Source organism: Micromonospora sp. CNZ296, from assembly GCF_007827635.1.
In genome coordinates this window covers 12,193-37,095 of sequence record NZ_VISW01000019.1, presented here as the reverse complement: position 1 = coordinate 37,095, position 24,903 = coordinate 12,193, and the positions used below count along the sequence as shown (strand labels likewise).

Sequence of the window (24,903 nt, the reverse complement as noted above, 5' to 3'; positions counted from 1 at the left end):
CTCACCCCTTCTATCGTTTATCGCCGATCGACGATAAAAGTGTAGCGGGTGCGGAAGCGGCGAGGCCGACGGTCGCGACAACGAGGCGGGCGATCGCCTGCAGGGTGTGCGCGTCGACGCGGTCCGGGGTGTCGGCGGGACTGTGGTAGCCGGCCATGCCGGCGCCGATGCCCACCGCGGCGAACCCTGCGGCGGCGTAGCGGCGGTTGTCGGAGGCGACCGGACCGGCGGCGAGCGGAAGGCCGGTGTGCCGCCCGGCCTGATCGAGCAGCGCGAGCAGCGCGTGGGCCGGCCCGCCGGCCTCGACCGCGGCGGCCCGGTCGAGCAGCCCGGCGCCGTCGACGTTAATGACCAGCGGCCGAACGTCGCCCGCCTGCAACTGCTGGCTGTGGTGGGCCGAGCCCAGCGCACCGACCTCCTCGCCGTCGAGCAACGCGACCGCCACCCCAACCCCTGCAGGGCGGGCGGCGGCAAGGATTCGGGCGGCTTCCAGCACCACGGCGACGCCGCTGGCGTTGTCCGACGCGCCGGGCTGACGCAGCCCGGGATGGTCGCCGACGCCGTCGTAGTGGGCGGTCAGCAACACCTCGATCCCACCCGCCTGCGCCGCCGCCGGGAACCTTGCGTGGATGTTGGCGCCGGTCACGTCGCGGCGGCGCAGCGGGGTGTTCGCGCTCCACCAACCCGCACTGGTGGCGGCGGCCAGGGCGGCGCGGTGGGTGCCGGCGTCGAGGGTCAGGATGGGCAGTGGTCCTGGGTCCGGTCCGGCGAGGACCGTGTACTGCCAGCCGTCGGCGTCGACGGCCCGGCTCACCAGCAGACCCGCGGCGCCCTGGGCGTCGCGGGCGGCGTCGAGAGGGTTCCCGCCCGCAGGCACCAGCAGCCACCGGCCGGTCGGGTCGCCGCTGCCGGCCACACCCAACGGGCCATGCCTGACCTCAGAGGTGTCGGCTGAGGCGCAGTGGACCGCGACCTCGCGGCCGAAGGCCAGCCGCGTCGAGGTGTCACCGTCGCCCCAGAAGACGGTCGGCGTCGCGTACAGCTCGGGCACGTTGCGGACCGGGAACTCGTCGGTGTCGACCGCCGCGCCGAGGTCGGCGAGGTGCGCGACGAGCCAGGCGCGAGCGGCGGCGCCGCCGGCCGTGCCGACCCGCCGCCCGGTGAATTCAGCCGAGGCGAGAGCAGCGACCGTGGCGGCCATCCGCTCGGCCGACACCAGGGGAAGTAGCGCGTCGAGGTGGGCGGCCGATTCCGGCTGGGCGGTCATCCGCAGCACCCCTGACCCGTCGTGACGGCTTCGATCTTCGCCTCGGTGCCGCAGCAGGAGCCGGCCGCTTCGGCGGCCTGCTGGCTGCCGCAGCACGGCCCCGCCGTCGCCGACTGCCCAGCGGGCGGGAGGATCGAGCCGACCGCCTGCGAGGGGCTGCCACAGCAGGAACCGGAGCCGGTCACGGCCAGGGCGGCGCCCGGATCACCGGCGAACCCGCCCGCCGTCGCGGGGCTGGTCTGGGTGTTCTCGCTCATCACACAACCTTTCGGTTACCGGGTGCCGATCAGGGCGTAGGCGTTGTCACGGACCTGGTCGAAGCGCCGCTGCGCCCGCTGCGCTGCGGTGGACACCCGGGCGCAGGAGTCACAGAACCGCGCGCCCGCCTGGGCTTTCGCCGTGCGTCGTGCTGTGCCGAACATGACGACTCCCTTTCCACGACGCCTGTCTTGACGTCTGTCGAATCAGAGAGTTGCACGCTGCTTAGACACCTGTCAACCTAGAGGCATGTCAAAACAAGCCGGGTTGCTTCCCGTCATCGACCTCACCGCCGACACCCCGTGCTGCCCGCCGCTGGCGCAGAGCCCGGTGCCGGCGCACATCGCCGCGGTGCTCGCGCCGGCGTTCAAGGCGCTCGGCGACCCGGTGCGGCTGCAGCTGATGTCGATGATCGCCTCCGCGAAGAGCGGGGAGGCGTGCGTCTGCGACCTGACCCCGGCGTTCGACCTGACCGGGCCGACGATCTCGCACCACCTCAAGACGCTGCGCGAAGCCGGCCTCGTCGACGCCGAACGCCGCGGCACCTGGGTCTACTACCGCGCCCGCCCGGCAATCCTGCGTCAGCTCGCCGCGCTGCTCAGCGTGCAGCCGACGCCCGTCGCCTGAGCCGGAACCGACCCGCGGTCGCGGCCAGCGCGGCGACGACGTGCGCGGCGTCGCGGCCGACACCGCGCAGGGTGTTCGAGGCGAACGATCGCTGGAACTCCAGCCCCAGATAGACCAGGGCCCGGTGGGTGGTGGAAATCCCACCCGTTTGGTGGGGAGTCCCGTCCGGCGTGAGGGCGCCCAGTGGGGCGAGATAGTCCAGGTGCGGGCGGTAGCCGGTGGCGAAGATGACCGCGTCAACCGGCTCTGACGTGCCGTCGGCCCAGACGACACCGTCGGGGGTGAAGGCGCTGAACATGTCCCGGCGGGTGAGCAGGTCGGCGGCGAGGGCATCGCGGTAGACGCCGGTGTCGAGCACGGCGGCATGGCGGATCACGCGCAACAGGACCGCCCGGGGGAGCCGATCCGCGCCAGTGACGCGCAGCCAGTGGTGCAGGTCCCGGCCGCCGACGCGCTGGGGCACGAACTGGATCGGGGCGCGGGTGGCCAGGGTGACCCGCGCGTGCGCCGCCAGTTCGTGGGCGACCTGCACGGCGGAGTTCCCGGCGCCGACCACCACGACCCGCTTGCCCGCGTACGGCTCCGGCCGTCGGTAGTGCGCGACGTGGCGCACCTCGCCGCCGTAGGTGTCCTGGCCCGCCACCGCCGGCAGGTGCGGGTGGCCGAAGGACCCGCTCGCGGCGACCACGCCAGCGGCGGTGAACTCCGCTCCGGTGCCAGTGCGCACCAGGTAGCCGCCGGGCCGGGTGTGCACGGCGGTGACCCGGACGCCGGTGCGGATGTCGGCGTCGATACCGGCGGCGTAGCGGCGTAGGTAGCCGACCACCTCGTCGCGGGTCGGATAGCGCTCGGGATCGGCGTCGTCGAGGGCCAACCCGGGCAGCGCGCTGTAGCGGGCCGGGGAGAACAGGGTGAGGCTGTCGTAGTAGTCCGGCCACGAGCCGCCCGCCTCGGCGCCCGCCTCCAGAACGACCGGGCGCAGGCCCGCGGTCAGAGCGGCGCGGGCGGCGGCGAGGCCAGACTGGCCGCCGCCGACGACGATCACAGGTTCAGAAGTCTTCGTCACCGACCCATCATATTGTCGTTTCGTTGAATGACAATATGATGATGGTGCGGGAAGGTGGAGCCATGGACCAGCCGACGCCCCCCACCGACGCGCGTACCGCAGCGGTGGCCGGGCTGGGACCGGACACCCAGGAGTTCCTCAAAGCCCTGGGCAGCCCCACCCGACAGCGAATCATGATGCTGTTCGCGCAGGGCGCCGAGCTGTCCGTCGGGCAGGTGGCCGAACACGTCAGCATCAGCCAGGCCACCGCCTCGCAGCAGCTGACCCTGCTGCGCCGCGGACGGGTGGTGACCTCCCGTCGCGAGGGCAAGACCGTGTACTACCGGGCCGACCGCGACGGCGCGCTCGCCGCGCTCGCCGAATTGCAGTCGTACCTGAAAACCTGCTGCTGACCGCGCCGTCCGCCACCCGGCATCGGCAACCGCCCCATCCCCTCCGCCGGCCGCCTGCCCTGCAGGCCGCAGGACCCGCGCGTCCGCCTCCCGGTGAGGCTCGCCGCACTTCCGCTTGACAGGATCAGGAGGCTCAACGAATATTGAGTCAATGACTACTGAGCTTGCTTCCCTGTCGGGGCGCGCCCGGATCCACGCCGCGCTCGGCGACCCGGCGCGCCTGGCGATCGTGGACGCGCTCACCCTCGGCGACGCGTCCCCCGGCGAGATCGCCCACGACCTGGACATGCCGACGAACCTCATCGCTCACCACGTCAAGGTCCTCACCGAGGCGGGCCTGGTCGCCCGAGACCGCTCCGAGGGTGACCGCCGCCGCACCTACCTGCGGCTGCGCCCCGAGGCCCTGGCCGCGCTGACACCGGCACCGTTGGCGGGAGTGGGCCGGGTGGTGTTCGTGTGCACCCGCAACTCCGCCCGCTCGCAGCTCGCCGCCGCCCTGTGGTCCGATCGCGTGCACACCCCGGCGGCGTCGGCGGGGACGAAGCCCGCCGAACGGGTTCACCCCCGCGCCGTCGCGGTGGCCCAGCGGCACGGGCTGACGCTCAACCCGGTCGGCACCTCCCACGTCGCCGACATCGTGCGCGACGACGATCTGATCATCGCGGTCTGCGACAACGCCCACGAGGAACTCACCGGCCCGGTCCGGCCCCGGCTGCACTGGTCGGTGCCCGACCCCGTCCGCCTCGACACCGACGACGCATTCGAGACGGCGTTCGCCGACCTCGCCGCCCGCATCGAGCGCGTCGCCCCCGCCATCACCCCCGCCATGAGCTCGGGAGAGCACCGTGACTGACACCAGCCCCCACCCGATGCCCGACATCTCCGTCGACCAGCAGGTCGCCCTACGCACCGCCGCCACCCGGCTCGCCGCCGAGTTCACCGCCATCTACGGCGCCGAGACGATCGAGGCGTTCCTGCACTCCAGCTACGACCAGTTCGCCACCGCCGGCAGCATCCCCAACTTCCTGCCGCTGCTCGCCGAGCGTTTCGCCCGGCAGCGCCTGCGTGCCCTCGCCCGCGTCGAAGGCCATCACCGCGACGGGCGGCCCGTCGTGCTGTTCCTCTGCACCCACAACGCCGGCCGGTCGCAGATGGCGCTGGGCTTCTTCACCTCTCTCGCCGGCGAGCACGCCGTGGCATGGTCCGGCGGCAGCGAACCCGGCATCGAGGTCAACCCAGCGGCGATCGCGGCGATGGCCGAGCGTGGCATCGACATCTCCGAGGAGTTCCCCAAGCCCTGGACCGACGAGGTCGTGCGCGCCGCGGACGTGGTGGTCACCATGGGCTGCGGCGACGCCTGCCCGGTCTTCCCCGGCACCCGCTACGAGAACTGGGACCTCGACGACCCCGCCGGCCTGGACCTCACCGACGTGCGGCCGATCCGCGACGAGATCGAACGCCGCGTCCGCCAGCTCCTCGACGACCTGAACGTCCCCGCCGCCCGCTAGAGCACCCGCCGGCCGACCCGCAGCCGGCGACCTGACCACACTGGAGAGAACAGACTGATGACCATCGCACTGTGGCGACGCCTGCTGGCTGAGTTCACCGGCACCGCGCTGCTGGTCACCGCCGTGGTGGGCTCCGGCATCATGGCCACCACCCTCTCCCCGGACGACGTCGGCTTGCAGTTGCTGGAGAACTCGATCGCCACCGCGTTCGCCCTCGGCGCGCTGATCCTGATCTTCGGCCCGGTCTCCGGCGCGCACTTCAACCCGGTGGTCTCGACGGCCGACTGGTTCCTCGGCCGTCGCGCCGGCGCCGGCCTCACCGTCCGCGACCTCGGCGGCTACATCGCCGCCCAGGTCGCCGGGGCAATCGCCGGGTCGGTGCTGGCGAACCTGATGTTCGACCTGGCCGCCGTGACCTGGTCGGCCAAGGACCGCGCCGCCGGCAACCTGTGGCTCGGCGAGGTCGTCGCCACCACCGGCCTGATCCTGCTCGTCTTCGCCCTGGCCCGCTCCGGCCGCGCCCCCGTGGCCCCGGCCGCCGTGGGCGCCTACATCGGAGCCGCGTACTGGTTCACCTCGTCCACGTCGTTCGCCAACCCGGCCGTGACGATCGGACGGGCGTTCACCGACACGTTCGCCGGCATCGCCCCCGCCTCGCTGCCCGGCTTCGTCATCGCCCAGATCATCGGCCTCGCCGTCGGCATCGGCCTGCTGGCCGCGCTCTACCCCGACGCCGGGAAGGCCGCCGACCAGGTGCTCGTGCCCACCGACGAGCGCAACCCGTAGTCGACCAGCGCTCATGACCCGCCGCCCCGCGCACCTGGCAGCCGAGCCGTACCGCGAGGTGCTCAACCGGCCGCATCCCGCCGGCCGGTACCGGCTGCTCGACCACAACACCAACCTCCGCAGCTCCCTGCCACCGATCCTCGACGAGGCGCCGGTCAACCGGCCCCGCGAACCGCACTGCCAGAAAGGCTCCTGATGTCCGACAAGCCCAGCGTCCTGTTCGTCTGCGTGCACAACGCCGGCCGGTCCCAGATGGCCGCCGGTTGGCTGCGCCACCTCGCCGGTGACACCGTCGAGGTCCGCTCCGCCGGCTCCGCCCCCGCCGACACCGTCAACCCCGCCGCCGTGCAGGCCATGCGGGAAGTCGGCATCGACATCACCGACCAAACCCCGAAACTGCTGGAGTACGCGACCGCGGAGTCGTCCGACGTCATCGTGACGATGGGCTGTGGGGACGCCTGCCCGGTCTTCCCCGGCAAGCGCTACGAGGACTGGAAGCTCGACGACCCCGCCGGCAAGGGCGTCGACGCCGTGCGCCCGATCCGCGACGACATCCGCACCCGGGTGGAGAAGCTCCTCACCGAGCTGCGCCCGAGCGCCTGACGCCACCCTCCCCGCCGCCCGCCGCCCGCCCTCCGCCGCCCGCCCTCCGCCGCCCGCCGGTCCAGCCACCGGCGGGCGGTCCACCCCTTTGAGCAGGAGCCCTTCGTGTCCGACCCGCACCCGCTGATCATCATCGGCTCCGGGCCCGCCGGCTACACCGCCGCCATCTACGCCGCCCGCGCCAACCTCACACCCCTGGTCATCGAAGGCGCCCAGTCCGGTGGCTCCCTGATGACCACCACCGAGGTGGAAAACTTCCCCGGCTTCCCCGACGGCATCACCGGCCCCGAACTGATGGACAACCTGCGCAAGCAAGCCGACCGCTTCGGCGCCCAGTTCCTCACCGACGACGTCACCCGCGTCGACCTCACCGCCGACGTCAAAACCGTGTGGGTCGGCCAGCAGAGCTACCAGGCGCGAGCGGTCATCCTCGCCACCGGGTCCGCGTGGCGGCCCCTCGGCGTGCCCGGTGAGACCGAACTGCTCGGCCACGGCGTCTCCTCCTGCGCCACCTGCGACGGGTTCTTCTTCCGCGACAAGGACATCGCCGTCATCGGCGGCGGCGACTCCGCGATGGAGGAAGCCACCTTCCTCACCCGCTTCGCCCGCAGCGTCACCATCATCCACCGCCGCGACACCTTCCGCGCCAGCCGCATCATGGCCGACCGCGCCCTGACCAACGACAAGATCACCATCGAGTGGAACACCATGGTCGAGGAGATCCTCGGCCGCGACGGCGTCGTCACTGGCATTCGCGTCCGTGACGCCCACACCGGCGCCGAGCGGGTCCTGGACGTCACCGGAGTGTTCGTCGCCATCGGCCACGACCCCCGCAGTGACCTGTTCCGCGGCCAGGTCGACCTCGACCCCGACGGCTACGTCACCGTCGCGGCCCCCAGCACCCGCACCAACCTGCCCGGCGTCTTCGCCGCCGGAGACCTCGTCGACCACACCTACCGCCAGGCCATCACCGCCGCCGGCACCGGCTGCGCCGCCGCCCTCGACGCCGAGCGCCACCTCGCCAGCCTGTCCTAACCAGCACCTGCCGCAGCCCACGTCAGAACACACAGGCGGCGGTTCCCTCCCAGGGTTACCCGGCGAGTTGGGCGCTGATGTCGGCGACCGTGGCCTTGGCCGTGCGCCCCGCGCCCACCAGCGTCGCCGACGCCGACCCGGTCCAGTCGCCGTACCCCAACAGATAGAGACGGGACTCGTCCACCGACCTGGTGCCGTCGGTGGGCGCCACACCCTGCCGCCACCCGGGCAACAGCGGCGCGAGGTGGGCGAGCTCCGGCCGGAACCCGGTGCACCAGATGACCGCGTCACACGGCTGTCCGGTGCCGTCGGCCCACCACACGCCGTGCGCGTCCAGCCGCGCGAACATCGCGCGGGCATGCAGCACGCCGCGCTCACGGGCGTCGCGGACGCTGGGCACCATCACGATGTCCCCCAGGTCACTCACCCCACCCGCGGCGCCGGCGGCTGTGCGGGTGGCCACATCGAACAGCACCCTCCCGTCGACGTCGTCCGGCATGAACCGTGGCGGGCGCCGGGTGACCCAGGTGACCTCGGCGACCCGCGACACATCGGCCAGGATCTGCGCCCCCGAGTTGCCCCCACCGACGATGACGACCCGCTGCCCGCGGAACTCCAGCGGCGAGGCGTAGTCCACGGTATGCAACTGCCGGCCACCGAACTCCTCCCGACCTGAGACGTCCGGCAGGTACGGGCACTGCCACGTCCCGGTCGCGGAGATGACGTACCGGGCCGACCACGATCCGGAGTCGGTCTGCACCGCCAAGCGCGCACCCGCCGCCCGCACCTCCCGCACCCGGACCGGGCGACGCACCGCGAGGTCGTAGCGCTGCTCGTATGCCCGCAGGTAATCCACGACGTGCCCGGCGCTCGGGAACTCCTCACCGTCCTGGCTTGGCATCCCCCACCCCGGCAGCGGGCTGTACGGCGCCGGGGAGAACAACCGCAACGAGTCCCAGCCATGCCGCCATGCGCCACCCGACTGCGATTGGGCATCGAGGATGACGTAATCCAGGCCAGCGCGGCGCAGGTAATAGCCCGCCGCCAGGCCCGCCTGCCCACCCCCGACGACCACCACATCACACGACCCAGGCACCCACGCCACCTTCCTCGCTCTACAGATCATCATGCGACACGACTCGAACGGGCGCGGAAGGTCCCAGGCCCGAGGAGCAACGGGTAGAGCCACACCACAAGATCAGTGGACCTTTGCAACCAGGTCTCTACGAGCTGCGGCGGCGGATCTCGGCTAGGCGCTCTTCGGAGCTGGTTACGCTGTCTCGCCTGAGTCGGTAGACCTTCAGTTGCCGGGCCGAGGCCAGCGCGCAGATCCGGGCCAGGTGCAGCCGCACCAACTCGATGGTGTCGTCGGGGGCCGCATCGCCGGGAAACAGGACCATGTGCACCTTGGCCTTGACGAAGGCTCGCAGCTCCAGTTCTCGCTTGCGGATGTACCGGTCGCGGCCGAACACCACCCAGCCATTTTCGGCCGATCATTGGCAGCCAGTCCTCGAACCGGGTGACCGGCATATGCAGTCGCCGATACGGGGTTACCGTGGGTCGAGGCGGGTCAGTCGCGCGTCGCGCCGAGGATCTGGATGGTCGACATCGTGTACGTGTTTGCGTTCAAGACTTCAGCCGGCCTGCTGGAGACACCGGCCGGGGTCGTCGGCTCTTGCCGGGTCGAGGTCCGGTGAGCGCCGTCGAAGTTTTGGTGATCGGGGCGGGGCCAACCGGGCTGGCGATGGCCGGGCAGTTGGCCGCCTTGGGTGTGCGGGTCCGGGCGGTGGATCGATCTCTCGACCGGGTGCAGGAGTCCCGTGCCCTGGCGATACAGCCCCGCACTCTGGAGGTCCTCGCCAGTCTCGGGGTGACTGACGAGATGACGGCCGTCGGGAACCGCGCGGTGCGGCTGTGTCTGCACGCGCGGGGGCGGGCGCGTACCGTGCCACTGTTCGACCTGGGTCTGTCCGGCACCGCGTATCCGTATCTGCTGTTCCTGTCGCAGGCGAAGACCGAGCGCATCCTGGGTGAGCACCTCGCGGCGGTGGGGCTTGACATCGAACGGGGTGTCGAGCTGGTGGGGTTGGACCGTGCCGTCGACGGTGCGGTGGCGACGCTGCGGCACGGAGACGGCCGGACCGAGCGGGTGACGGCCCGGTACGTGGTGGGTTGCGACGGCGCACACAGCGCTGTGCGGCACCTCGCCGGAATCGGATTCGAGGGCGCTGCGTATCCGCAGACGTTCGTCCTAGCTGACCTGGAGGCCGACGGCCTCGACACGGGGACGGCGCACGTCTTCTTGTCTGAGCGGGGAATGCTGTTCTTCTTCCCACTCGGCCATCCGACCACCTGGCGGCTGTTGGTCATGCGGCCACCCGCCGAGGTGGCCTCACCAGACGCCCCGGTCACCCTCGATGAAGTGCAGGCACTCGCCGACACCTACACCGATGCGACGGTGCGCCTGCGTGATCCTGTCTGGATGACCAATTTCCGGCTGCACCACCGCGCCGCCACCCACTACCGGGCCGGGTCGGTGTTCCTGGCCGGCGATGCCGCGCACATCCACAGCCCTGCCGGCGCGCAGGGTATGAACACCGGCATCCAGGACGCCGTCAACCTCGGTTGGAAACTCGCCCAAGCCTTGCGGGGCAACGCTGACTCGACGCTCCTGGATACCTACGAGATCGAACGGGCGCCTGTTGGCCGGATGGTGCTGCGCTTCAGCGACCGGGCGTTCACTGTCGCGACGTCCACCAATCCGGCCGTCCGGTTCGCCCGGACCCGGATCGCCCCCGCTCTCATCCCGGTCGTGCTCGCGTCGCGGTTCGTGCGGGCCTCCGCCTTCCGGACGGTGTCGCAGCTGGGCATCACCTACCGGAACAGCCCGCTGTCAGTGGAAGGGCCGCGCCCATCGCGCTCCGGTCCTCGACCCGGAGACCGGCTGCCCGACGCCCCGCTGCCCGGCACGGGAGACGCCACCACGCTGCATCGGCTCACCTTCACGCCCGGATGGCACCTGCTGCTGTGCGGACCCTCCGCCGCCTGGCCTGCCGACGACACCGCCGGACTCGCCCGGGGCCACCTCACCGTGCATCGGTTGGCCGAGCCGGACGCCGTAGGAGAGGCGCCGACGTCCGCTGCTCAGGCGTTGCGGCGATTGGGGTTCGGCCCCGGCGCTAATGGCGTGTTACTGGTCCGTCCCGATGGACACATCGGATACCGGGCTGGTGGCACCGACCTGACCGGGCTGTTCGCCTACCTGGACCGCTGGCTCGGCTCGTAACCCCACCCGCTGCTGTCATCGTCGTCGACCGCGCTGCGGCGCGTAGCGGCGCCTCGGATCCGGTGATCCAGTGGCAGGGCGGTGTCGCCCGCCAGCGGTGGCCCGAGGAGCTTACGAAGAGCCCCTGACCCGCCTGCTTCGCACGAAGATCAGCAGGTCCTGGCCCCGGGCTAAGGCGTCCGGACCGATCGTGTCCGCGTCTGTGGCCTGCTGTCTACAACGACGGCAGGCCGCAGACGAGTCGCGGCGCACGGCCTGGTGCCGATCAGTGCGGCGAACAGGCCGCAAGCCAGAGCCCTTCGAACAGATGGGTCCGCCTCGACGGGGCGCCTCCCTCACCTAGCGTCGGCCGTGAATGTTCGTCAGTCGTCCCGCGTCGCACCGCAGTTGACCAGCACAGGCATGTTGGTGATCGGCAGCTGCGCAGACCGAGACAGCGGTGGGCGTCGCTTCCTGCGGCTCACGGTCCGGTCCGCGCTCAGCGCCGGGCCCGCATGGCGTCGATGGTGAGTTCGACGAGATGCTCGGCGGCGGCGTCTGCTGCGAGGGCGTTCAGGGCGAAGGCGGCGAGTTCATCGGGTGCGATGTCGTCGCGAATTGTTCTGGACTGGGCGGCGTCGGCTATCAGGGTGCTGAGGAAGGCGCGCAGCTGTTTGTGTGCGGCGGTCACCTGTTCGCTGCGGTGCAGTTCCGCCCCCAGCTCGCCGCTGTGGGAATGGCCGGACATCCGCGCGAAGGCGTGCAGCACGACGCGCAATCGTGCGCTCGGGTCGGCAGTGTCGTCGCGGATCTCCATCAGGTGGGCGAGGTGCTGGCGGACCTGGCGTTCGTGCCAGGCACGGAGGACCGCGTCGATGTCGGGGAAGTACTTGTACAGGGTGGCGCGTCCGATGCCGGTGGTCTCGGCGATGCGGGACATGGTGAGCGCGGTCAGTCCATGCTCGGCGATCAGTGCTGCGGCGGCGTCCAGGGCGGCGTCGCGCACTGCGGCGCGGTGCGCCTCGATCGTGTCGGTCCACAGCTTGGGCACCCTCTTACTATACGCATTGGCGCTTCCGTGACATGCTGTCTGCTTAGCGAGACATAATGTCTTGAAAAAGGTGGCGGGCGTGGTTCTGCGCCGGGAGACGGGAGAGGCCAGTGGCGGACAGGGCGAAGGGCGGCGGCAGTGCGCCCGGCCCGCCGCGATGGGTCGTGGCGCTCGCGGTGGTGGGGCTGGTTCTGTTGGCCCTGTTCGTGATCGCGCAGCTCGCGGGTGTCGGTGGGCATCATGGTCCGGGCCGACACCTGCCCGGCGGTATGCCGGCGCAGGCGGCGGGCAGGTGGTGACGGTGCGCTCGGGTGCGCGTAAGGCGGCGCTGACGGTGCATGTGACGACGTCGGTGGGCTGGCTCGGCGCGGTCGTGGGGTTTCTCGTTGTCGCGGTCGTCGCGGTACGCAGCCGCGACGCCGTGCTGGTGCGGGCCTGCTATCTCACCGCGGATCTGGTGGCGCGCTTCGCGGTGGTGCCGTTCGCGGTGGCGTCCGTGCTCAGCGGCTTGGTGTCGTCGTGGGTCAGCCCGTGGGGTCTGATACGGCACTGGTGGGTGCTGGTGAAACTCGTCGTCACGCTCGTGGCGACGGGAGTGTTGCTCCTGCAGGTGGCGCCGATCAGCGCGCTGGCTGCCGCCGCCGGGAACTCCAGCTTCCCGGTCGGTTCGCTGCAGGCGGGCGGCGTTGCCCTGGTGGTGCACGCCGCCGGTGGGCTGCTGGTGTTGCTGGCAGTGACGGTGCTGGCCGTCTACAAGCCGCGCGGGGTGACCCGCTACGGCGTGCGCCAGCGGGGCGCGGTGCCGGCATCCCGCTGACCTGCCGGCGCCGACACGCCCAGATCTGGTCGCCGCTGCCGGGCGACTTGCACTACGAGCGCACGCATGACTCGTGATCGCGCCGACGCGTGTGCGCCCCGTTGCCCGAGTTCTGGCGGCGCGCCGGCTACGAGGCGACCGCCACGGCGACGCATTGGCCGTGTCGCACCAACGCCGTTGGTGGGCGATTACGTCTGCCGCGATGCCGGCCGCTTGCTCCTTTAGTGGCGACGTGACCAACTGCGCTCTCCTGTCCCGCGTCGCTGACAAATGCTGGCCTCAATTGGGTGACCTGTGGAACATCGACACGCCTGGACGGCTATACCCCCTGGGGGTATGTTGAGGGTGAGGAGGCGATGAGGATGTCGCACGAGAACGAGCACCACCAGACGCAGGCCCCGGGGGAGAGCGTCGACCCACACGGCGGCCACGGCGATCACCGAAGCAGTCGAGAGAGTCCGGGCGGGCAACCTGTTCGGCCCAGCACCCACCACGACCATGCCGGGCACGGCGGCACTGACGGGCACGGCGGGCATGGTGGGCATGACAAGCACGCCGGGCATGACCCGGAGATGTTCCGCCGTAAGTTCTGGCTGAGCCTGGTCTTGACGGTGCCGATCGTGGTGACCAGTCACATGGTGATGGGCTGGTTCGGCTATCGGCTGGACTTCCCGGGGGTCGACTGGGTGGGACCGGTGCTGGGCACGGTGGTGTTCGTCTACGGCGGGTGGCCGTTCCTGCAGGGCGCGGTGCGAGAGGTCCGTGACCGGACGCCGGGGATGATGCTGCTGATCGCGATGGCCATCACCGTCGCGTACGTGGCCTCGGCGGCGACCGCGCTGGGCGTGTTCGACCTGGACTTCTGGTGGGAGCTGGCGGCTCTGGTCACGATCATGCTGCTCGGGCACTGGCAGGAGATGAAGGCCATCGGGCAGGCTCAGGGCGCGCTGTCGGCCCTGGCCGCGCTGCTGCCCGACGACGCCGAACGCCTCGGCGGTGACGGTCAGCCCGAACGGGTGCGGGTCAGCGACCTGCGCGTCGACGACGTGGTCCTGGTGCGCCCGGGCGGGCGGGTGCCGGCCGACGGGCGCATCACCGACGGCCGCGCGGAGCTGGACGAGTCGATGATCACCGGCGAGTCCCGGCCGGTCGGCCGCGAACGCGGCGACCGGGTGGTGGCGGGCACGGTGGCCACCGACGCGGCCATCCGGGTGCGCGTCGAGGCCGTCGGCGAGGACACCGCCCTGGCCGGCATCCAACGCCTGGTCGCGCAGGCCCAGCAGTCCAGCGGCAGGGCGCAGGTCCTCGCTGACCGGTTCGCGGCCTGGCTGTTCTACATCGCCACCGCCACAGCCGCCGCGACGCTGCTGATCTGGACGTTGATCGGCGACCTCGACGAGGCCGTCGTCCGCACCGTGACGGTGCTGGTGATCGCCTGCCCGCACGCGCTGGGGCTGGCCATCCCGCTGGTGATCGCCCTGTCCACCGCTGTGGCCGCGAAGGGCGGCATCCTGGTCAAGGACCGCCTCGCGTTGGAGCGGATGCGCACCATCGACACGGTGCTGTTCGACAAGACCGGCACCCTGACCCGCGGCGAGCACGTCGTCGCCGGTGTCGCCGCCACCGGCGGCGTCAGCGAGACCGACGTGCTGGCCGTCGCGGCGGCGGTGGAGGCCGACAGCGAACACCCCCTCGCACGGGCCATCGTCACCGCCGCCGCCCAGCAGGGCGCCCGGCGCACCGCGACCGGTTTCCGGTCGCTGACCGGTCGCGGGGTGCGCGCCGACGTCGGTGGCGTCAGCTACGCGGTCGGCGGGCCCGCCCTGCTGCGCGAACTCGACGCCACGGTGCCCGGCGACCTCGACGAGCACCGGGCCGGGTGGTCTCGGCGGGGAGCGGCGGTACTGCACCTGCTGCGTCTCGACGGCGGGCAGGCAAGCGTCATCGGCGCCCTCGCCCTGGAAGACCAGATCCGCCCCGAGGCGCGCCAAGCCATCGCCGACCTCCGTCAACAGGGCATCCGCAAGATCGTGATGATCACCGGGGACGCGCGTCCGGTGGCTGAGGCGGTCGCCGCTGACCTGGGCTTCCGGCCCGGTGAGGACGAGGTGTTCGCCGAGGTGCTGCCCGCCGACAAGGACGAGGCGGTCGGTGAGCTGCAACGCCGAGGGCTGCGGGTGGCGATGGTCGGTGACGGCGTGAACGACGCTCCCGCGCTGGCCCGTGCCGACGTCGGTATCGCCATCGGCGCCGGCACCGACGTCGCGATCGAATCCGCGGGCGTCGTGCTCGCCTCCTCCGACCCGCGCGGGGTCACCGGAGTCATCCGGCTCTCGCGCGCCTCCTACCGCAAGATGATCCAAAACTTGGCCTGGGCCGCCGGCTACAACGTCGTCGCCCTGCCCCTGGCCGCCGGGGCTCTGGCCTGGGCCGGAGTGAGCCTGAGCCCCGCGGTCGCCGCGGTGCTGATGTCCGCCTCCACCATCGTGGTCGCGCTCAACGCCCAACTGCTGCGCCGCGTGCAGCTACGCCAACCCGACAATCCAGGCCCGGATCACGGGTTCGCCCCGAAGGACCCAACGCCGGCCCGCTAGCGTGAAGCGCATGACACCGCCAGCAGCACGAACCGGACTCCTCGTCCGGTTCGTGCTGCTGGCCTGCACCCTTGTCGGACTGGCCGCCATGCACAGCCTCGGCCACGACCCCATCACGTCGATGCGACCCGCCGCCGAGCACGCCAACCACACCGACGGGCAGCCGACCACGCCCGCGGCCCACGGTTGCGGCACCGACACCTGCGATCACCCATCGGTTTCACCGCCGGGCCACGACAACGGGCACCTGCCCGGCTGGCAGGTGTGCCTGGCCCTCGTGGCGGCCGTCGGCCTCGCGGTAGCCCTCGGCGCACTCCTGCTCGCCCGCACGAGTCACGCCCGCCTACGGCACCGCCCCCGCCGGCGTGCCGCGAGTTCCCGGGCGCCACCAGCGCCCCGCATCGGATTGCACCTGAGCGCGGTGTCGGTGCTGCGCGTATAGGCGCTGCGACCTGCGGCGGGACACGTCCCGCCGGCTCGCACGCACCTGTTCCCGCAGTTACCTCGACATCGAAAGGCACATCCTGCGATGACTCGCACCCGCCTGCGCCGCGCCGTCCTGACCGCGGCCAGTCTCGCCACCGCCGTCGCGCTCGCCGGCTGCGGCACCGACCAGCACGGCTCCACCGCCGGGGGCCACAACAGCGACAGCACGGCCAGCCCGACGCTCAGCCCGGCCCCGAGCAGCCCTGGCGCCGCCAACGCCGCCGACGTCACGTTCGCCCAGGCGATGATCCCGCATCACCAGCAGGCCGTGCAGATGGCCGACCTCGCCGCCTCCCGCGCCACCGACGCTGACGTCAAGCGACTCGCCACCCAGATCAAGGCCGCCCAAGGGCCAGAGATCACCACCATGACCATGTGGCTGGCCGCCTGGGGCACACCGGCGCCAACGACCAGCACTGCCGGCGCGCCCGGCCAGCATCACGGCGGAAGTGCCAACGCCTCACCCGGCACGGACCAGGACCACGCCATGGCGGGCATGATGACCGACGCCGCCATGACCGCCCTCGCCGCCGCGACCGGCGCGGACTTCGACCGGCAGTTCCTCACGATGATGATCGCCCACCACCGGGGTGCCATCAGCATGGCCAAGGACGAGATCAGCAACGGCGTCAACACCGACGCCAAAGCCCTCGCCCAGCAGATCGCCGACGACCAGCAGGCCGAGATCGACACCATGAACAGGATCCTCGCCCGCCTCTGAGCGCTGCAGTGTGTGCCCGGGCGTTCTCGACGCCCGGGCACACCGCATCATCTGGCCAATCCCCGCAGCGCCAGGCCCGAGGCCGGCAACGACGTTCGACTCGGCCGCCGCACTCGCTCAGCCGTCCCTGGAGCAGTGTTTGGAGCTTTATGCCCTCCGGGAGAAGTCGCAGGCGCCAGCCCTTGATGTTCGCGACAAGCCGCTGGCGCCCCCGCCGTATGTGTCGACTCGGCCCGCTGGTCAGTTGCGGGGCCAGACCCGCACGGGCACGCGGGGAAACGCCGCCGTCAGGAACAGTTCGGTGACGCGGTCGCGCAGGAGGCAGTCCGGCCAGGCGTCCAGCACCTCGGGCAGAGTGCGGTGCCCGAGGGCCAGGTGAAGCAGGCCCCCGGGCGGGATGGCGGCGTGGGCCTCGGGGTCGGTGGCGGGGCTGACGGTGCCGCGCAGGGCCGTCACCGCGCTCAGCTCGCCGTCGGTGAATTCCAGCCGGGCGGCTCGGCCGTAGGTGTCGATGGTCAAGGCCGGCTCGGGCCACCGCAGGTCGGCGGTGCGCCAGCGCTGCCGCAGCAGCGGCAGCAGTCGGGCGAGCAGGTCGACCGGGTCGCCGGTGCGGACGTACCAACCTCTGGGTCGCCTCGGTACACCGGGCGGGCCGAGGCGGGCCAGGGGGTGCTCCGGGTCGAGGATGGGGCGCACCGCGGTGAACGGCTGACCGGCTGATGTCTCGTACTGGCGGCCGACGTGGCCCAGGTGTGCGTGCATCACGGCGGCGGCCCGCGGCCAGTCGGCTGGTCGCTGACACGCGGCAGCGACCACGATCAGCTCGCCGGCGGCGGAGAGCCGGGCACCGTGGACCAGGTATCCGAGGACGTCGGCGTCGTGCACCAGGACGGCGACGACGCGCCGGGCGATATCCGCCGGGCGGCGCCCGGTGATCTCGTAGCGCCACACCGTCGCGTCCCTGGGGCAGACAAGGGCGTCACCGTCGGCGAGGCGTCGGTCGATGTCGGCGAGGGCGTCCGCGTCGGCGACGGTGGCCGGGCGCACCGTCATAGCGCCGACACGGTTGTCCGAGCGGTCCTGGGTGGCGTCCGGCAGCGCGGACGAGGGCATCGAGCAGGCGCCGTCGTTGGCCAGGGCGTAGTCGTAGCCGAGCCGCCGGTAGAAGTACCCGATTCCCTCGATCACCTGGACCGGCACACCGTCGCGCGCGTATCGGTGGTGCAGGGCGGCGAACAGGTGCTCGGTGAGCCGGTTGCCGCGGTGCTGCGGCGCCGTGCCGACCAACTCGACCTGGGCCACCGGCAGCTGGACTCCGGCCAGGCTCCAGTTTTGCCGCAGCCCGACGAGGCTGGCGACCGGGCGGCCGGTGGCGGTGTCCTCGGCGACCAGGAAGTCGTCGGGCACGACCGAGGGATGACCGTCCAGCAGGTCTTCGACCCAGGCGGCGATGCCGGGGTGCGGTTGCCCACCGGTTACCGGTTGAAGCTGGACCGACGCGTGGAGGCGAGCGAGCACGGTGGCGTCGGAGAGTCGGCCCGGCCGCACCACGTAACGGTCGTTCACCGGGAGCGGGGACTTGGGGTGATGGCCAGCGCGGCGACGGCAGTGACGACGGCGACGATCGCGGCGGTGGTGAAGCCGCGCGAGAAGCCGCCGGTGCCGGTGCCGGCGATGCTGACGGCGGCCACGCTCGAGACGACTGCTGCGCCGACGGAGGCCCCGAATTCGTGGAAGGTGCTGACGATTCCCGAGGCCAGGCCTGCTTCGTGGGCCGCGACCTGTCCCAGCGCGGTGGCGGCCGACACCACGAAAAGGGTTCCGGTACCGGCCGCCGCGACCGCCATACCGGCCACCAGGGGGGCGGCTCCGGTCCAGATCGCCGGGACAGCCAGGCCGGCGGCGGCAACGGTCAGCCCGGCCACCGCCAGGGTGCGGGCTCCGGTGCGGCCGATGACGCGTCCGGCCACCTGTGCGCCGAGCATGGTGGACAGCGCGCTGGGGAGGAAGAGCAGGCCGGTGGTCAGTGCGCCGTAGCCGTAGTGCTGCTGCAGCGCGAATGTGCCGAGGAAGAACATCATGATCATGAGTGCGGTGGCGACGAGGATCAGCAGGCTGCCGGTCGCCACGGGCCTGCGGGCCAGCAGTCGTACGTCCATCAGTGGGCTGGCGGCGAGGCGCTGGCGGGCCACGAAAGCGGTGTAGACAAGCGCCGACACCAGCAGTAGGAGCGCGGTGCTCCAGGTGGCCCAGCCGTGCTCTCCCGCCCTGACCAGCGCGTAGATCAAGGTCGCGGTCGCGGTCGTGACCAGGGCGGCGCCGGCAACGTCGAGCGTGGCGCGCGGAGCGGATGCGCGCCGCGCTGGTAGGTACGAGCGCAGCGTGAACAGCAGCACCACCGCGACGGGGACGTTGATGAAGAAGATCCACGCCCAGCCCGGTCCGGCGGTGAGAAGCCCGCCGAGCAGAACGCCGAGCGCGGCGCCGCTGCCGCCCAGCGCGGACCAGATGCCGAGCGCCTTGTTGCGCTCGTCGCCGTCGAAAATGGTGACAATGAGCGAGAGCGCCGCCGGGGACAGCATGGCGGCAGCCAGTCCCTGCGCCACTCGGCCGGTGAGAAGCAGGGGCCCGGAGGTCGCCAGTCCGGCGGTCAAGGAGGCGGCCGCGAACAGCAGCAGACCGGTCAGGATGAGCCGGCGGGAACCGAACAGGTCGGCGGCGCGACCGCCGAGCAGCAGCAGTCCACCGAACGCGAGGGTGTAGCCACTGACCACCCAGGTGAGGGTTTCGCGCCGCAGGTCAAGGTCCGCGCCCATGTGTGGCAGGGCGATCGCGACGACGGTGACGTCGAGGATGAGCATGAGCTGCGCGATACCGACCATCCCGAGGATGCGCCAGCGTCGGGGATCGGGGGTGAGGGTCGGTTGGGTTGGGAGGGTGGCTGCGGGCGTGGACTCAGACACGGTGAGCGCCTCCGGAGCTAAGTTGTACAAGCTGTGTTCAACTTGCGTCCGGTACTGTAACTCATACACACACTGTTTGACTTAAGGACGTCGCATGCCCCGCTCCGACACCACGCCGGCCCGTCGGGCGGACGCACGGCAGAACGCCGAGAAGATCGTGCAAGCGGCCGTCGGCTGCCTGGGGCGCAACCCGCAGGCGAGCATGAACGACATCGCTCAGGAGGCGGGGGTCGGCAGGGTGACCCTGTATGGCCACTTCCCGTCCCGGGAGGCGCTCGTCGAGGCGGCATTGGTCCGACTGTTGGCCCGAGGCGACGAGGTGTTGGAAACCGTTGATCTCGGTGGTGATCCCCGCGATGGGCTGCGGGCGCTCATGGAGTCCGGATGGCTGCTGATCGCCCAGGCGTCGTCGGTCCTGCAAGCCGCGGAGCAGGCCCTGTCCCCAGGGCGGGTGCAGGAGCTGCACGCGAAACCGGAGCAACGCGTTCATGGCCTGATCCGTCGCGGTCAGGCCGAAGGCGTGTTCCGGGCCGACATCGCCGCCGACCTGCTGTCCAGCGTCCTGCATCACATCGTGCACGGGGCGGCAGGTGACGTCGCAGCAGGACGACTCGATCCGGCGGACGCGCCGCGTGTCGTTGCCGAGATGGCCCTGGCCGTCTGCGTGCTCCCGCCGGCCCGCGGTGGGCTGCCGGCCGACCGATGAGTCGGCCGCCGCTGCTGTTGGGCTTCGCGGCCGGCGTGCTCGTCCGCACCGACGCCGCGCCGATCAGAGCGCCAGGGATGATGTTCCTGCCTCCGGTGTAGCAGTCCGCATGGACTGCCGCGCTACCGCCGTCGCCGGGGCCTCGCCGGGACGCTGTCGCGCCTGCTGCTGGCCGGCGCTCTTCCCAGCCGTCACTGTCACCTTCTCGCCGCCCCACCCAAGCGGTGAAGTGGTTGTGTCATCGAACCAACTGGTTGTATCGTCGAACCATGCGGGGTGAAGAAGTGGACGCGGCGCAGGAAGCCCTGATGCGTTTCATCCGCAACTTCGGCCTCCATCAGCCCGACCGCACGCCATGCGGACAGCCACTGCCGGTCTCCGAGGCGCACGCCATGGTGGAAATCGCCCGCCAGACAGGCATCCGTCAGACGGAACTGGCCCACCGGCTGCGGCTGCAGAAAAGCACTGTCAGCCGCCTGGTCACCAACCTGGTCAACCGGGGTTGGGTACAACGCGAGACGGCCGACAACGACGGCCGCGGCGTCGTGCTACTCCTCACCGAAGCCGGAACCACCGCCGCTGCACGGCAGGCCGACGCCCGCCGGCACCGGCTCACCACTCTGCTCGCTCGCGTACCCGACGACCAACACGCCACCGTGGTGCGCGCCCTGCAAACCCTCGCGGAGGCCGCCAATGAACCGCCCTGACCGCCATCCCCGAACCCGGACCCTGCTCATGGTCGCCGCCACCATCATGCTGAGCAGCGGATGCGCCAACGACTCGACGCCGACACCGGTAACGTCCAGCCGACAGGCCGAGGTGGCCGAACGGGGCGCATCAGTCATGCCGTTCGACCTGGAACGCACCACGCACCAGTTCACCAGAAGCGGTAGCGGCGGCGTCCAAACCGTGACCGCCGACGACCCGCAGAACGCCAACCAGGTCGCCCTCATCCAGCAGCACCTGAACGCAGAGACCACCCGCTTCCGCCGCGGCGACTTCACCGATCCGGCCGCTATCCACGGCAACCAGATGCCCGGCCTGCAAGCGCTACGAACACACGGCGGACGCATCACCATTGACTACGAAACCACCCCCGGCGGGGGACGCGTCACCTACACCACCAGTGACACCGAACTCCGCAACGCTCTGCACCACTGGTTCGACGCGCAAGTTAGCGACCACGGTGAGCACGCCACCCGCTGAGCCCCATCCAACGTAGCCGCCCGGACCAGCCAACCTGATCAACCAGCGCTGCTCCGGCGAACAGCCGCAGCTGATTCAGCTGAGTCGCTGCGTGGCGGCTCGACCACCACGTGGCCCCGGCAACGACGGCGGAGGGTCTCCGCGAAGCCGACATCCACGCGTCGACGTCTGCGCGCGCTCGCCGCACCTAACGCCGCGACGACCATCACCGGACACCGGGGCGCGCCGCAGGTCCCTGCCGTGCGCGCGGGCCCAGGCGGCCAGTTCGGCCGCGGCCGGGGCCATGCCGGTGGCGGCGAAGCGGGCCAGCGCCAGCCGGTGCAGGTCCCGCAATGGTGCGGGCAGCGCGGCCCGGCGGGCGAGCAAATTGTCGGCGGACAGCCCGGCCCGCGCCAGCACCGTGCGTGGCAAGGTCGCCGTCGTTACCGCTGCTGGTCACAGTTCACTCCTGCCGGTCGATGTCGGTGGTGCTTCGGCGGTCTGTGCGGCGCGACGCCGGGCGAGGACCACACCGGCGAGCGTGGCGAGGACCCCGCCGGCTGCGGCGGCGAACACCGCGTTACCGGCGACCACACCCGCGAGGGCAGCACCGGCACCGGCGAGTCCGCCGGTGAGCAGCAGGAGATGTACGGTGCAGCACGTCGCGAGCGCGCCAACCGCCCACAGCACACCGCGGCCGCCGCGCCTGTTGTCAGGCACAGCAGGAGGTCGGCAGCTCGTTGCGGAACGTCCCGGCGACGATCCGCAGGCTCTCGGCCATGGTCAGATACGGCGCCCAGGTATCGGCGAGGTCGTCGACGGTCATCGCGGCCTTGATGGCGTAGGTCGCGGCGAGCATCATCTCCCCGGCACCGTCGGCCAGCGCGTGCACGCCGAGGACCCGGCCGGTGCCGGCGTCGGCGACGAGTTTGACCGCGCCGTGGGTGTCGCGGTTGACCAGCGCCCGCGGCACGTCCGCCAGGTCGAGGACCCGACAGTCGCAGTCGTGCCCGGCCGCGAGAGCCTCGGCCTCGGTCAGCCCGGCCGAGGCCAGCTGCGGGCGCGTGAACACCACCGACGGCAACCCGGTGTAGTCCACCCGGGCCGGGCGCGCGCCGTCGCCGGCGAGGGCATTGACCGCCGCGACCCGCCCGGTGGCGGCCCCGACGTAGACGTACTGCGGGGCGCCGGTGACATCCCCGGCCGCGAAGATGCGCGGGTTGGCGGTGCGCTGCGCCTCATCGACCACGACGAACCCGCGTTCGTCGGTCTCCACCCCGGCGGCGGCCAGGCCGAGGCCGTCGGTGCGGGCCCGGCGACCGGTGGCCACCAGCAGCCGCTGCCCACGGACCCGCCGCCCGGACCCGGTGACGACCTCCACCGCGTGCCCGCCGTCGACGGCCCGCACCGCGGTGGCGTGCTCCTGCAGCACGGTGATCCCGTCGCCGGCGAACACCTCTGCCAGGGCTGCGGCGAGTTCCGGCTCGGCCCGCGGCGCCAACCGGCCCACCACCGTGACCTGGGTGCCGAGGTGGGCGAACAGCTGCGCCTGCTCCATGCCGATGTACCCGCCACCGATGACCACCAGCGATTCCGGCAGCATCTGCTGCTCGACCGCGGTGGTGGAGGTCAGGTACTGCACCTCGTCGAGGCCGGGCAGCTCGGGGAGGTCGGGTTCGGCGCCGGTGGCGATGACGTAGGCGCCTGCGCGCAGCGGTTGCCCGTCGACGGCGAGGGTCTCCCCGTCGGCGAACCTCGCTTGGCCGGGGCGGATCTCGAAGCCGTAGGCGGCGGCGACATCGGCGTACTTGGCCTGCCGCAGCTGATCGACCAGTTCGTCTTTCTGCTCGACCAGCGCCGCCAGATCCACAGCTGCAGCCGAGGTTGGCGCCCCCAGGAACGGGTTGGCCGCTGCGACGTGCCGGGTGCCGGCCGCCGCCAGCAGCGTCTTCGACGGCACGCAGCCGATGTTCACGCAGGTGCCGCCCAGCACGGCTCGCTCGACCAGCATCACACTGCCGCCGGCCTGCCGCGCGGCGATCGCGGCCGCCATCGCCGCCCCACCGGAGCCGACCACCGCCAGATCAACGTCGTAGTTCTCGTCCATGTGCTGCCTCTCACTGGTCATCGGGCCGTACGAGGATCAGACTGAACCTTCCAGTGCAGGGGAAGGTCAAGGCGTGGAGGTGACCGGGGTGCGCATCGGTGAGCTGGCGGCCGCCACCGGCACGACCACCAAGACGCTGCGCTTCTACGAGGACGCCGGCCTGCTACAGCCCGAGGGCCGCACCGCCACCGGGTACCGCCAGTACGGCCAGAACGCGATCGACCGACTGAACTTCATCCGCCGTGGTCGTGCCGCCGGCCTGACCCTGGCGCAGATCCGCGAGGTCCTCGACGTGCGTGACCAGGGCCGCACGCCGTGCCGGCACGTCGAGGACCTGCTCGCCACCCGCCTGGCTGCTCTTGACGCCCAGATCGCCGACCTGCAGGAGCTACGCGCCACCGTCACGCAGCTGCACGACGACGCCCGCAGCGGCGACCCCGACACCTGCGGCCCCGAGCAGGTCTGCCGCTACCTGTAACCGAGGAGACCTCCGTGACGACCGCCGCCGCCGAGAGCGCCCGAACATCCGACCACGAACACTGCGGCTGCTGCGGCCGCCAACTCCCCAAGAGCGAAATTGTCGAGCTCGGCTCCACCCCGGGCGTGTTCATCTGCGTCGGCTGCGCCCTCTGGGCCGCGCGTCGAGCCGGCCCGGTGGCGGCGCTGCGGCAGCTGCGGTTCACCCCGCTGGGCGCGCTGGCGCGCCGGCTCACCGGCACCCGCACCACGCCCGGATCGGCCCGGGCGGCCATCCCGATCCTGCCCAGCGCCGATCTGGACCGCACCGCCGCGTTCTACACCGCCGCTGGCTTCCACGAGACCGAGCGGCACGAGGGCTACCTGCTGTTGCACAACAGCGGGGTCGAGCTGCACTTCACCCACGAAGCCAGTCCGTCGCCCGGCCAATGCTTCGTCCACGTCGCCGACGCAGCGAAGCTGTGGAAACAACTACGCGACGGTGACACCGCCGCAGTCGGCCCCATCGCCGAGCACGACTACGGCCTACGCGAATTCGTCCTGACCGACCCCGACGGCAACCGGCTCAGATTCGGCAGCCCCATCGACTGACCCTCGTTTCTTGAAGATCGCTGACGGCACCGAAGGCTGGCTCGGTTCGCCGGCGCCAGTGGGCTGCGGGACGGCCGGGTGCAGCAGCGTCCGGGCGTGCACGACCGTGGCGATGATCGGCACCGGGTGCGTCGGTGTCCGGCACGGCTGACGCAGGGCAAGGACGTCTAGGGTGGGGCATGTCGCCGGCTCCTTCGTCGATAGTTGCGGGCCGATGCGTGGCCCGATCGGGGAATCGTCAGGTCGACAGCCGCGTGGGCGTGATCGGTGGGAAGTCGCGGATCCGCTCGCGCAGTTCGTCGACGTGACCAGGATCTGCGCCCCGGAGTTGCCTGCGCCGACGATGACGACCCGCTGCCCGGGGAACTCCAGCGGCGAGGTGTAGTCCACGATATGCA

The 24,903-nt window shown here is 71.5% G+C and carries 29 protein-coding genes; 18 read left to right on the top strand and 11 right to left on the bottom strand.

Translation table 11 applies throughout. The annotated features are described in order from the left end of the window. Positions 1–10: 10 nt before the first annotated feature. From FB455_RS26670 to FB455_RS34395, 3 genes are read right to left on the bottom strand one after another with little or no spacing between them, the layout of a single operon-like run. Positions 11–1,267 carry a M28 family metallopeptidase gene (locus FB455_RS26670; RefSeq protein WP_222434150.1) on the bottom strand — a complete coding sequence of 419 codons (1,257 nt, stop codon included), beginning with the start codon at positions 1,265–1,267 and terminating at the stop codon, positions 11–13. Then, on the bottom strand, positions 1,264–1,524 hold the full coding sequence (locus FB455_RS26665) for a hypothetical protein (RefSeq protein ID WP_145755194.1): 261 nt from the start codon (positions 1,522–1,524) through the stop codon (positions 1,264–1,266). The genes FB455_RS26670 and FB455_RS26665 overlap by 4 nt, the downstream gene beginning before the upstream one ends. 15 nt (positions 1,525–1,539) lie before the next feature. Next, entirely contained in the window at positions 1,540–1,689 is a 150-nt protein-coding gene (locus FB455_RS34395; RefSeq protein WP_186466439.1) for a hypothetical protein, read from the bottom strand. 85 nt (positions 1,690–1,774) lie between these two features. On the opposite strand from FB455_RS34395, the gene FB455_RS26660 reads away from it, so the two are divergent. Then, on the top strand, positions 1,775–2,152 hold the full coding sequence (locus tag FB455_RS26660) for a metalloregulator ArsR/SmtB family transcription factor (RefSeq protein WP_145755193.1): 378 nt from the start codon (positions 1,775–1,777) through the stop codon (positions 2,150–2,152). Here the strand turns inward: FB455_RS26660 and FB455_RS26655 are convergent. Next, positions 2,124–3,218 (bottom strand): flavin-containing monooxygenase, encoded by a 1,095-nt coding sequence (locus tag FB455_RS26655; RefSeq protein WP_222434149.1) that lies wholly within the window; start codon positions 3,216–3,218, stop codon positions 2,124–2,126. The two genes, FB455_RS26660 and FB455_RS26655, sit on opposite strands and share 29 nt — an antisense overlap. A gap of 62 nt (positions 3,219–3,280) precedes the next feature. Here FB455_RS26655 and FB455_RS26650 point away from each other — a divergent pair, with 62 nt between their 5' ends. The 7 genes from FB455_RS26650 to trxB all read left to right on the top strand — a co-directional run bounded on the left by FB455_RS26650 (position 3,281) and on the right by trxB (position 7,542). Further along, entirely contained in the window at positions 3,281–3,610 is a 330-nt protein-coding gene (locus tag FB455_RS26650; RefSeq protein ID WP_145755192.1) for a metalloregulator ArsR/SmtB family transcription factor, read from the top strand. Between the two features lie 151 nt (positions 3,611–3,761). After that, positions 3,762–4,463, top strand: coding sequence for an arsenate reductase/protein-tyrosine-phosphatase family protein (locus FB455_RS26645; RefSeq protein ID WP_145755191.1), 702 nt, complete (start codon positions 3,762–3,764; stop codon positions 4,461–4,463). After that, positions 4,456–5,118: an arsenate reductase ArsC gene (locus FB455_RS26640; RefSeq protein WP_486481585.1), complete on the top strand. Its 663-nt coding sequence runs from the start codon at positions 4,456–4,458 to the stop codon at positions 5,116–5,118. The genes FB455_RS26645 and FB455_RS26640 overlap by 8 nt, the downstream gene beginning before the upstream one ends. Positions 5,119–5,175: 57 nt before the next feature. Continuing rightward, the gene (locus FB455_RS34905) at positions 5,176–5,904 is read left to right on the top strand and encodes an MIP/aquaporin family protein (protein WP_486481584.1); all 729 of its coding nucleotides are present in this window, start codon (positions 5,176–5,178) and stop codon (positions 5,902–5,904) included. A 13-nt stretch (positions 5,905–5,917) separates the two neighbouring features. Beyond that, entirely contained in the window at positions 5,918–6,100 is a 183-nt protein-coding gene (locus FB455_RS34900) for a hypothetical protein (RefSeq protein WP_486481583.1), read from the top strand. Beyond that, positions 6,100–6,507, top strand: coding sequence for an arsenate reductase ArsC (locus FB455_RS34895; protein WP_486481582.1), 408 nt, complete (start codon positions 6,100–6,102; stop codon positions 6,505–6,507). Before FB455_RS34900 ends, FB455_RS34895 begins: the two co-directional genes overlap by 1 nt. 105 nt (positions 6,508–6,612) lie before the next feature. After that, a complete protein-coding gene (gene trxB, locus FB455_RS26630; RefSeq protein WP_145755190.1) occupies positions 6,613–7,542 on the top strand; it encodes a thioredoxin-disulfide reductase in 930 nt (309 codons plus the stop codon). A gap of 55 nt (positions 7,543–7,597) precedes the next feature. Here the strand turns inward: trxB and FB455_RS26625 are convergent, their stop codons facing one another. Both FB455_RS26625 and FB455_RS26620 read right to left on the bottom strand, forming a co-directional pair. Further along, positions 7,598–8,668 (bottom strand): ArsO family NAD(P)H-dependent flavin-containing monooxygenase, encoded by a 1,071-nt coding sequence (locus FB455_RS26625; RefSeq protein ID WP_186466446.1) that lies wholly within the window; start codon positions 8,666–8,668, stop codon positions 7,598–7,600. A gap of 97 nt (positions 8,669–8,765) precedes the next feature. Continuing rightward, positions 8,766–9,017, bottom strand: coding sequence for a hypothetical protein (locus FB455_RS26620; protein WP_145755188.1), 252 nt, complete (start codon positions 9,015–9,017; stop codon positions 8,766–8,768). A 218-nt stretch (positions 9,018–9,235) separates the two neighbouring features. Here FB455_RS26620 and FB455_RS26615 point away from each other — a divergent pair, with 218 nt between their 5' ends. Further along, complete coding sequence (locus FB455_RS26615) at positions 9,236–10,828, top strand: FAD-dependent monooxygenase (protein ID WP_222434148.1); 1,593 nt, start codon at positions 9,236–9,238, stop codon at positions 10,826–10,828. Positions 10,829–11,306: 478 nt separating this feature from the next. On the opposite strand, the gene FB455_RS26610 is transcribed toward FB455_RS26615, so the two are convergent. Then, positions 11,307–11,858 carry a TetR/AcrR family transcriptional regulator gene (locus tag FB455_RS26610; RefSeq protein ID WP_145755187.1) on the bottom strand — a complete coding sequence of 184 codons (552 nt, stop codon included), beginning with the start codon at positions 11,856–11,858 and terminating at the stop codon, positions 11,307–11,309. Between the two features lie 292 nt (positions 11,859–12,150). Here FB455_RS26610 and FB455_RS26600 point away from each other — a divergent pair, with 292 nt between their 5' ends. The 4 genes from FB455_RS26600 (at position 12,151) to FB455_RS26585 (ending at position 16,476) form a co-directional block, all read left to right on the top strand. Beyond that, the gene (locus FB455_RS26600; protein ID WP_222434147.1) at positions 12,151–12,675 is read left to right on the top strand and encodes a DUF2269 domain-containing protein; all 525 of its coding nucleotides are present in this window, start codon (positions 12,151–12,153) and stop codon (positions 12,673–12,675) included. Between the two features lie 572 nt (positions 12,676–13,247). Beyond that, positions 13,248–15,269 (top strand): heavy metal translocating P-type ATPase, encoded by a 2,022-nt coding sequence (locus FB455_RS26595; protein ID WP_486481581.1) that lies wholly within the window; start codon positions 13,248–13,250, stop codon positions 15,267–15,269. 10 nt (positions 15,270–15,279) lie between these two features. Further along, positions 15,280–15,711, top strand: a complete 432-nt coding sequence (locus FB455_RS26590) for a DUF6153 family protein (protein ID WP_145755184.1) — start codon at positions 15,280–15,282, stop codon at positions 15,709–15,711. An 87-nt stretch (positions 15,712–15,798) separates the two neighbouring features. Beyond that, positions 15,799–16,476, top strand: a complete 678-nt coding sequence (locus FB455_RS26585; RefSeq protein WP_145755183.1) for a DUF305 domain-containing protein — start codon at positions 15,799–15,801, stop codon at positions 16,474–16,476. Positions 16,477–16,716: 240 nt separating this feature from the next. On the opposite strand, the gene FB455_RS26580 is transcribed toward FB455_RS26585, so the two are convergent. Both FB455_RS26580 and FB455_RS26575 read right to left on the bottom strand, forming a co-directional pair. Next, positions 16,717–18,042 (bottom strand): GNAT family N-acetyltransferase, encoded by a 1,326-nt coding sequence (locus FB455_RS26580; RefSeq protein WP_145755182.1) that lies wholly within the window; start codon positions 18,040–18,042, stop codon positions 16,717–16,719. Next, positions 18,039–19,439, bottom strand: a complete 1,401-nt coding sequence (locus tag FB455_RS26575) for an MFS transporter (protein ID WP_222434146.1) — start codon at positions 19,437–19,439, stop codon at positions 18,039–18,041. Before FB455_RS26575 ends, FB455_RS26580 begins: the two co-directional genes overlap by 4 nt. Before the next feature lie 94 nt (positions 19,440–19,533). Here FB455_RS26575 and FB455_RS26570 point away from each other — a divergent pair, with 94 nt between their 5' ends. The 3 genes from FB455_RS26570 (at position 19,534) to FB455_RS26560 (ending at position 21,351) form a co-directional block, all read left to right on the top strand. Beyond that, complete coding sequence (locus tag FB455_RS26570; RefSeq protein ID WP_145755181.1) at positions 19,534–20,145, top strand: TetR/AcrR family transcriptional regulator; 612 nt, start codon at positions 19,534–19,536, stop codon at positions 20,143–20,145. Between the two features lie 269 nt (positions 20,146–20,414). Further along, a complete protein-coding gene (locus FB455_RS26565; protein ID WP_145755180.1) occupies positions 20,415–20,852 on the top strand; it encodes a MarR family winged helix-turn-helix transcriptional regulator in 438 nt (145 codons plus the stop codon). Between the two features lie 28 nt (positions 20,853–20,880). Further along, entirely contained in the window at positions 20,881–21,351 is a 471-nt protein-coding gene (locus tag FB455_RS26560; protein WP_145755179.1) for an aspartate carbamoyltransferase, read from the top strand. Positions 21,352–21,786: 435 nt separating this feature from the next. On the opposite strand, the gene FB455_RS26555 is transcribed toward FB455_RS26560, so the two are convergent. Then, the gene (locus FB455_RS26555) at positions 21,787–22,050 is read right to left on the bottom strand and encodes a hypothetical protein (RefSeq protein ID WP_145755178.1); all 264 of its coding nucleotides are present in this window, start codon (positions 22,048–22,050) and stop codon (positions 21,787–21,789) included. Then, positions 22,043–23,458 (bottom strand): mercury(II) reductase, encoded by a 1,416-nt coding sequence (gene merA, locus FB455_RS26550; protein WP_486481580.1) that lies wholly within the window; start codon positions 23,456–23,458, stop codon positions 22,043–22,045. The genes FB455_RS26555 and merA overlap by 8 nt, the downstream gene beginning before the upstream one ends. A 52-nt stretch (positions 23,459–23,510) precedes the next feature. Between merA and FB455_RS26545 the strand changes: the two genes are divergently transcribed. Continuing rightward, positions 23,511–23,915, top strand: coding sequence for a MerR family DNA-binding protein (locus FB455_RS26545; RefSeq protein ID WP_486481579.1), 405 nt, complete (start codon positions 23,511–23,513; stop codon positions 23,913–23,915). A gap of 14 nt (positions 23,916–23,929) precedes the next feature. Then, positions 23,930–24,505, top strand: a complete 576-nt coding sequence (locus tag FB455_RS26540) for a bleomycin resistance protein (RefSeq protein ID WP_186466438.1) — start codon at positions 23,930–23,932, stop codon at positions 24,503–24,505. Positions 24,506–24,903: the final 398 nt, after the last annotated feature.

Excerpts from the sequence above, each read along its gene's own strand:
- FB455_RS26670 (WP_222434150.1), bottom strand. The coding sequence starts at position 1,267 with ATGACCGCCCAGCCGGAATCGGCCGCCCACCTCGACGCGCTACTTCCC.
- FB455_RS26665 (WP_145755194.1), bottom strand. The coding sequence starts at position 1,524 with ATGAGCGAGAACACCCAGACCAGCCCCGCGACGGCGGGCGGGTTCGCC.
- FB455_RS34395 (WP_186466439.1), bottom strand. The coding sequence starts at position 1,689 with ATGTTCGGCACAGCACGACGCACGGCGAAAGCCCAGGCGGGCGCGCGG.
- FB455_RS26660 (WP_145755193.1), top strand. The coding sequence starts at position 1,775 with ATGTCAAAACAAGCCGGGTTGCTTCCCGTCATCGACCTCACCGCCGAC.
- FB455_RS26650 (WP_145755192.1), top strand. The coding sequence starts at position 3,281 with ATGGACCAGCCGACGCCCCCCACCGACGCGCGTACCGCAGCGGTGGCC.
- FB455_RS26645 (WP_145755191.1), top strand. The coding sequence starts at position 3,762 with ATGACTACTGAGCTTGCTTCCCTGTCGGGGCGCGCCCGGATCCACGCC.
- FB455_RS34905 (WP_486481584.1), top strand. The coding sequence starts at position 5,176 with ATGACCATCGCACTGTGGCGACGCCTGCTGGCTGAGTTCACCGGCACC.
- FB455_RS34900 (WP_486481583.1), top strand. The coding sequence starts at position 5,918 with ATGACCCGCCGCCCCGCGCACCTGGCAGCCGAGCCGTACCGCGAGGTG.
- FB455_RS34895 (WP_486481582.1), top strand. The coding sequence starts at position 6,100 with ATGTCCGACAAGCCCAGCGTCCTGTTCGTCTGCGTGCACAACGCCGGC.
- FB455_RS26625 (WP_186466446.1), bottom strand. The coding sequence starts at position 8,668 with ATGATCTGTAGAGCGAGGAAGGTGGCGTGGGTGCCTGGGTCGTGTGAT.
- FB455_RS26595 (WP_486481581.1), top strand. The coding sequence starts at position 13,248 with ATGTTCCGCCGTAAGTTCTGGCTGAGCCTGGTCTTGACGGTGCCGATC.
- FB455_RS26590 (WP_145755184.1), top strand. The coding sequence starts at position 15,280 with ATGACACCGCCAGCAGCACGAACCGGACTCCTCGTCCGGTTCGTGCTG.
- FB455_RS26585 (WP_145755183.1), top strand. The coding sequence starts at position 15,799 with ATGACTCGCACCCGCCTGCGCCGCGCCGTCCTGACCGCGGCCAGTCTC.
- FB455_RS26570 (WP_145755181.1), top strand. The coding sequence starts at position 19,534 with ATGCCCCGCTCCGACACCACGCCGGCCCGTCGGGCGGACGCACGGCAG.
- FB455_RS26565 (WP_145755180.1), top strand. The coding sequence starts at position 20,415 with ATGCGGGGTGAAGAAGTGGACGCGGCGCAGGAAGCCCTGATGCGTTTC.
- FB455_RS26560 (WP_145755179.1), top strand. The coding sequence starts at position 20,881 with ATGGTCGCCGCCACCATCATGCTGAGCAGCGGATGCGCCAACGACTCG.
- merA (WP_486481580.1), bottom strand. The coding sequence starts at position 23,458 with ATGACCAGTGAGAGGCAGCACATGGACGAGAACTACGACGTTGATCTG.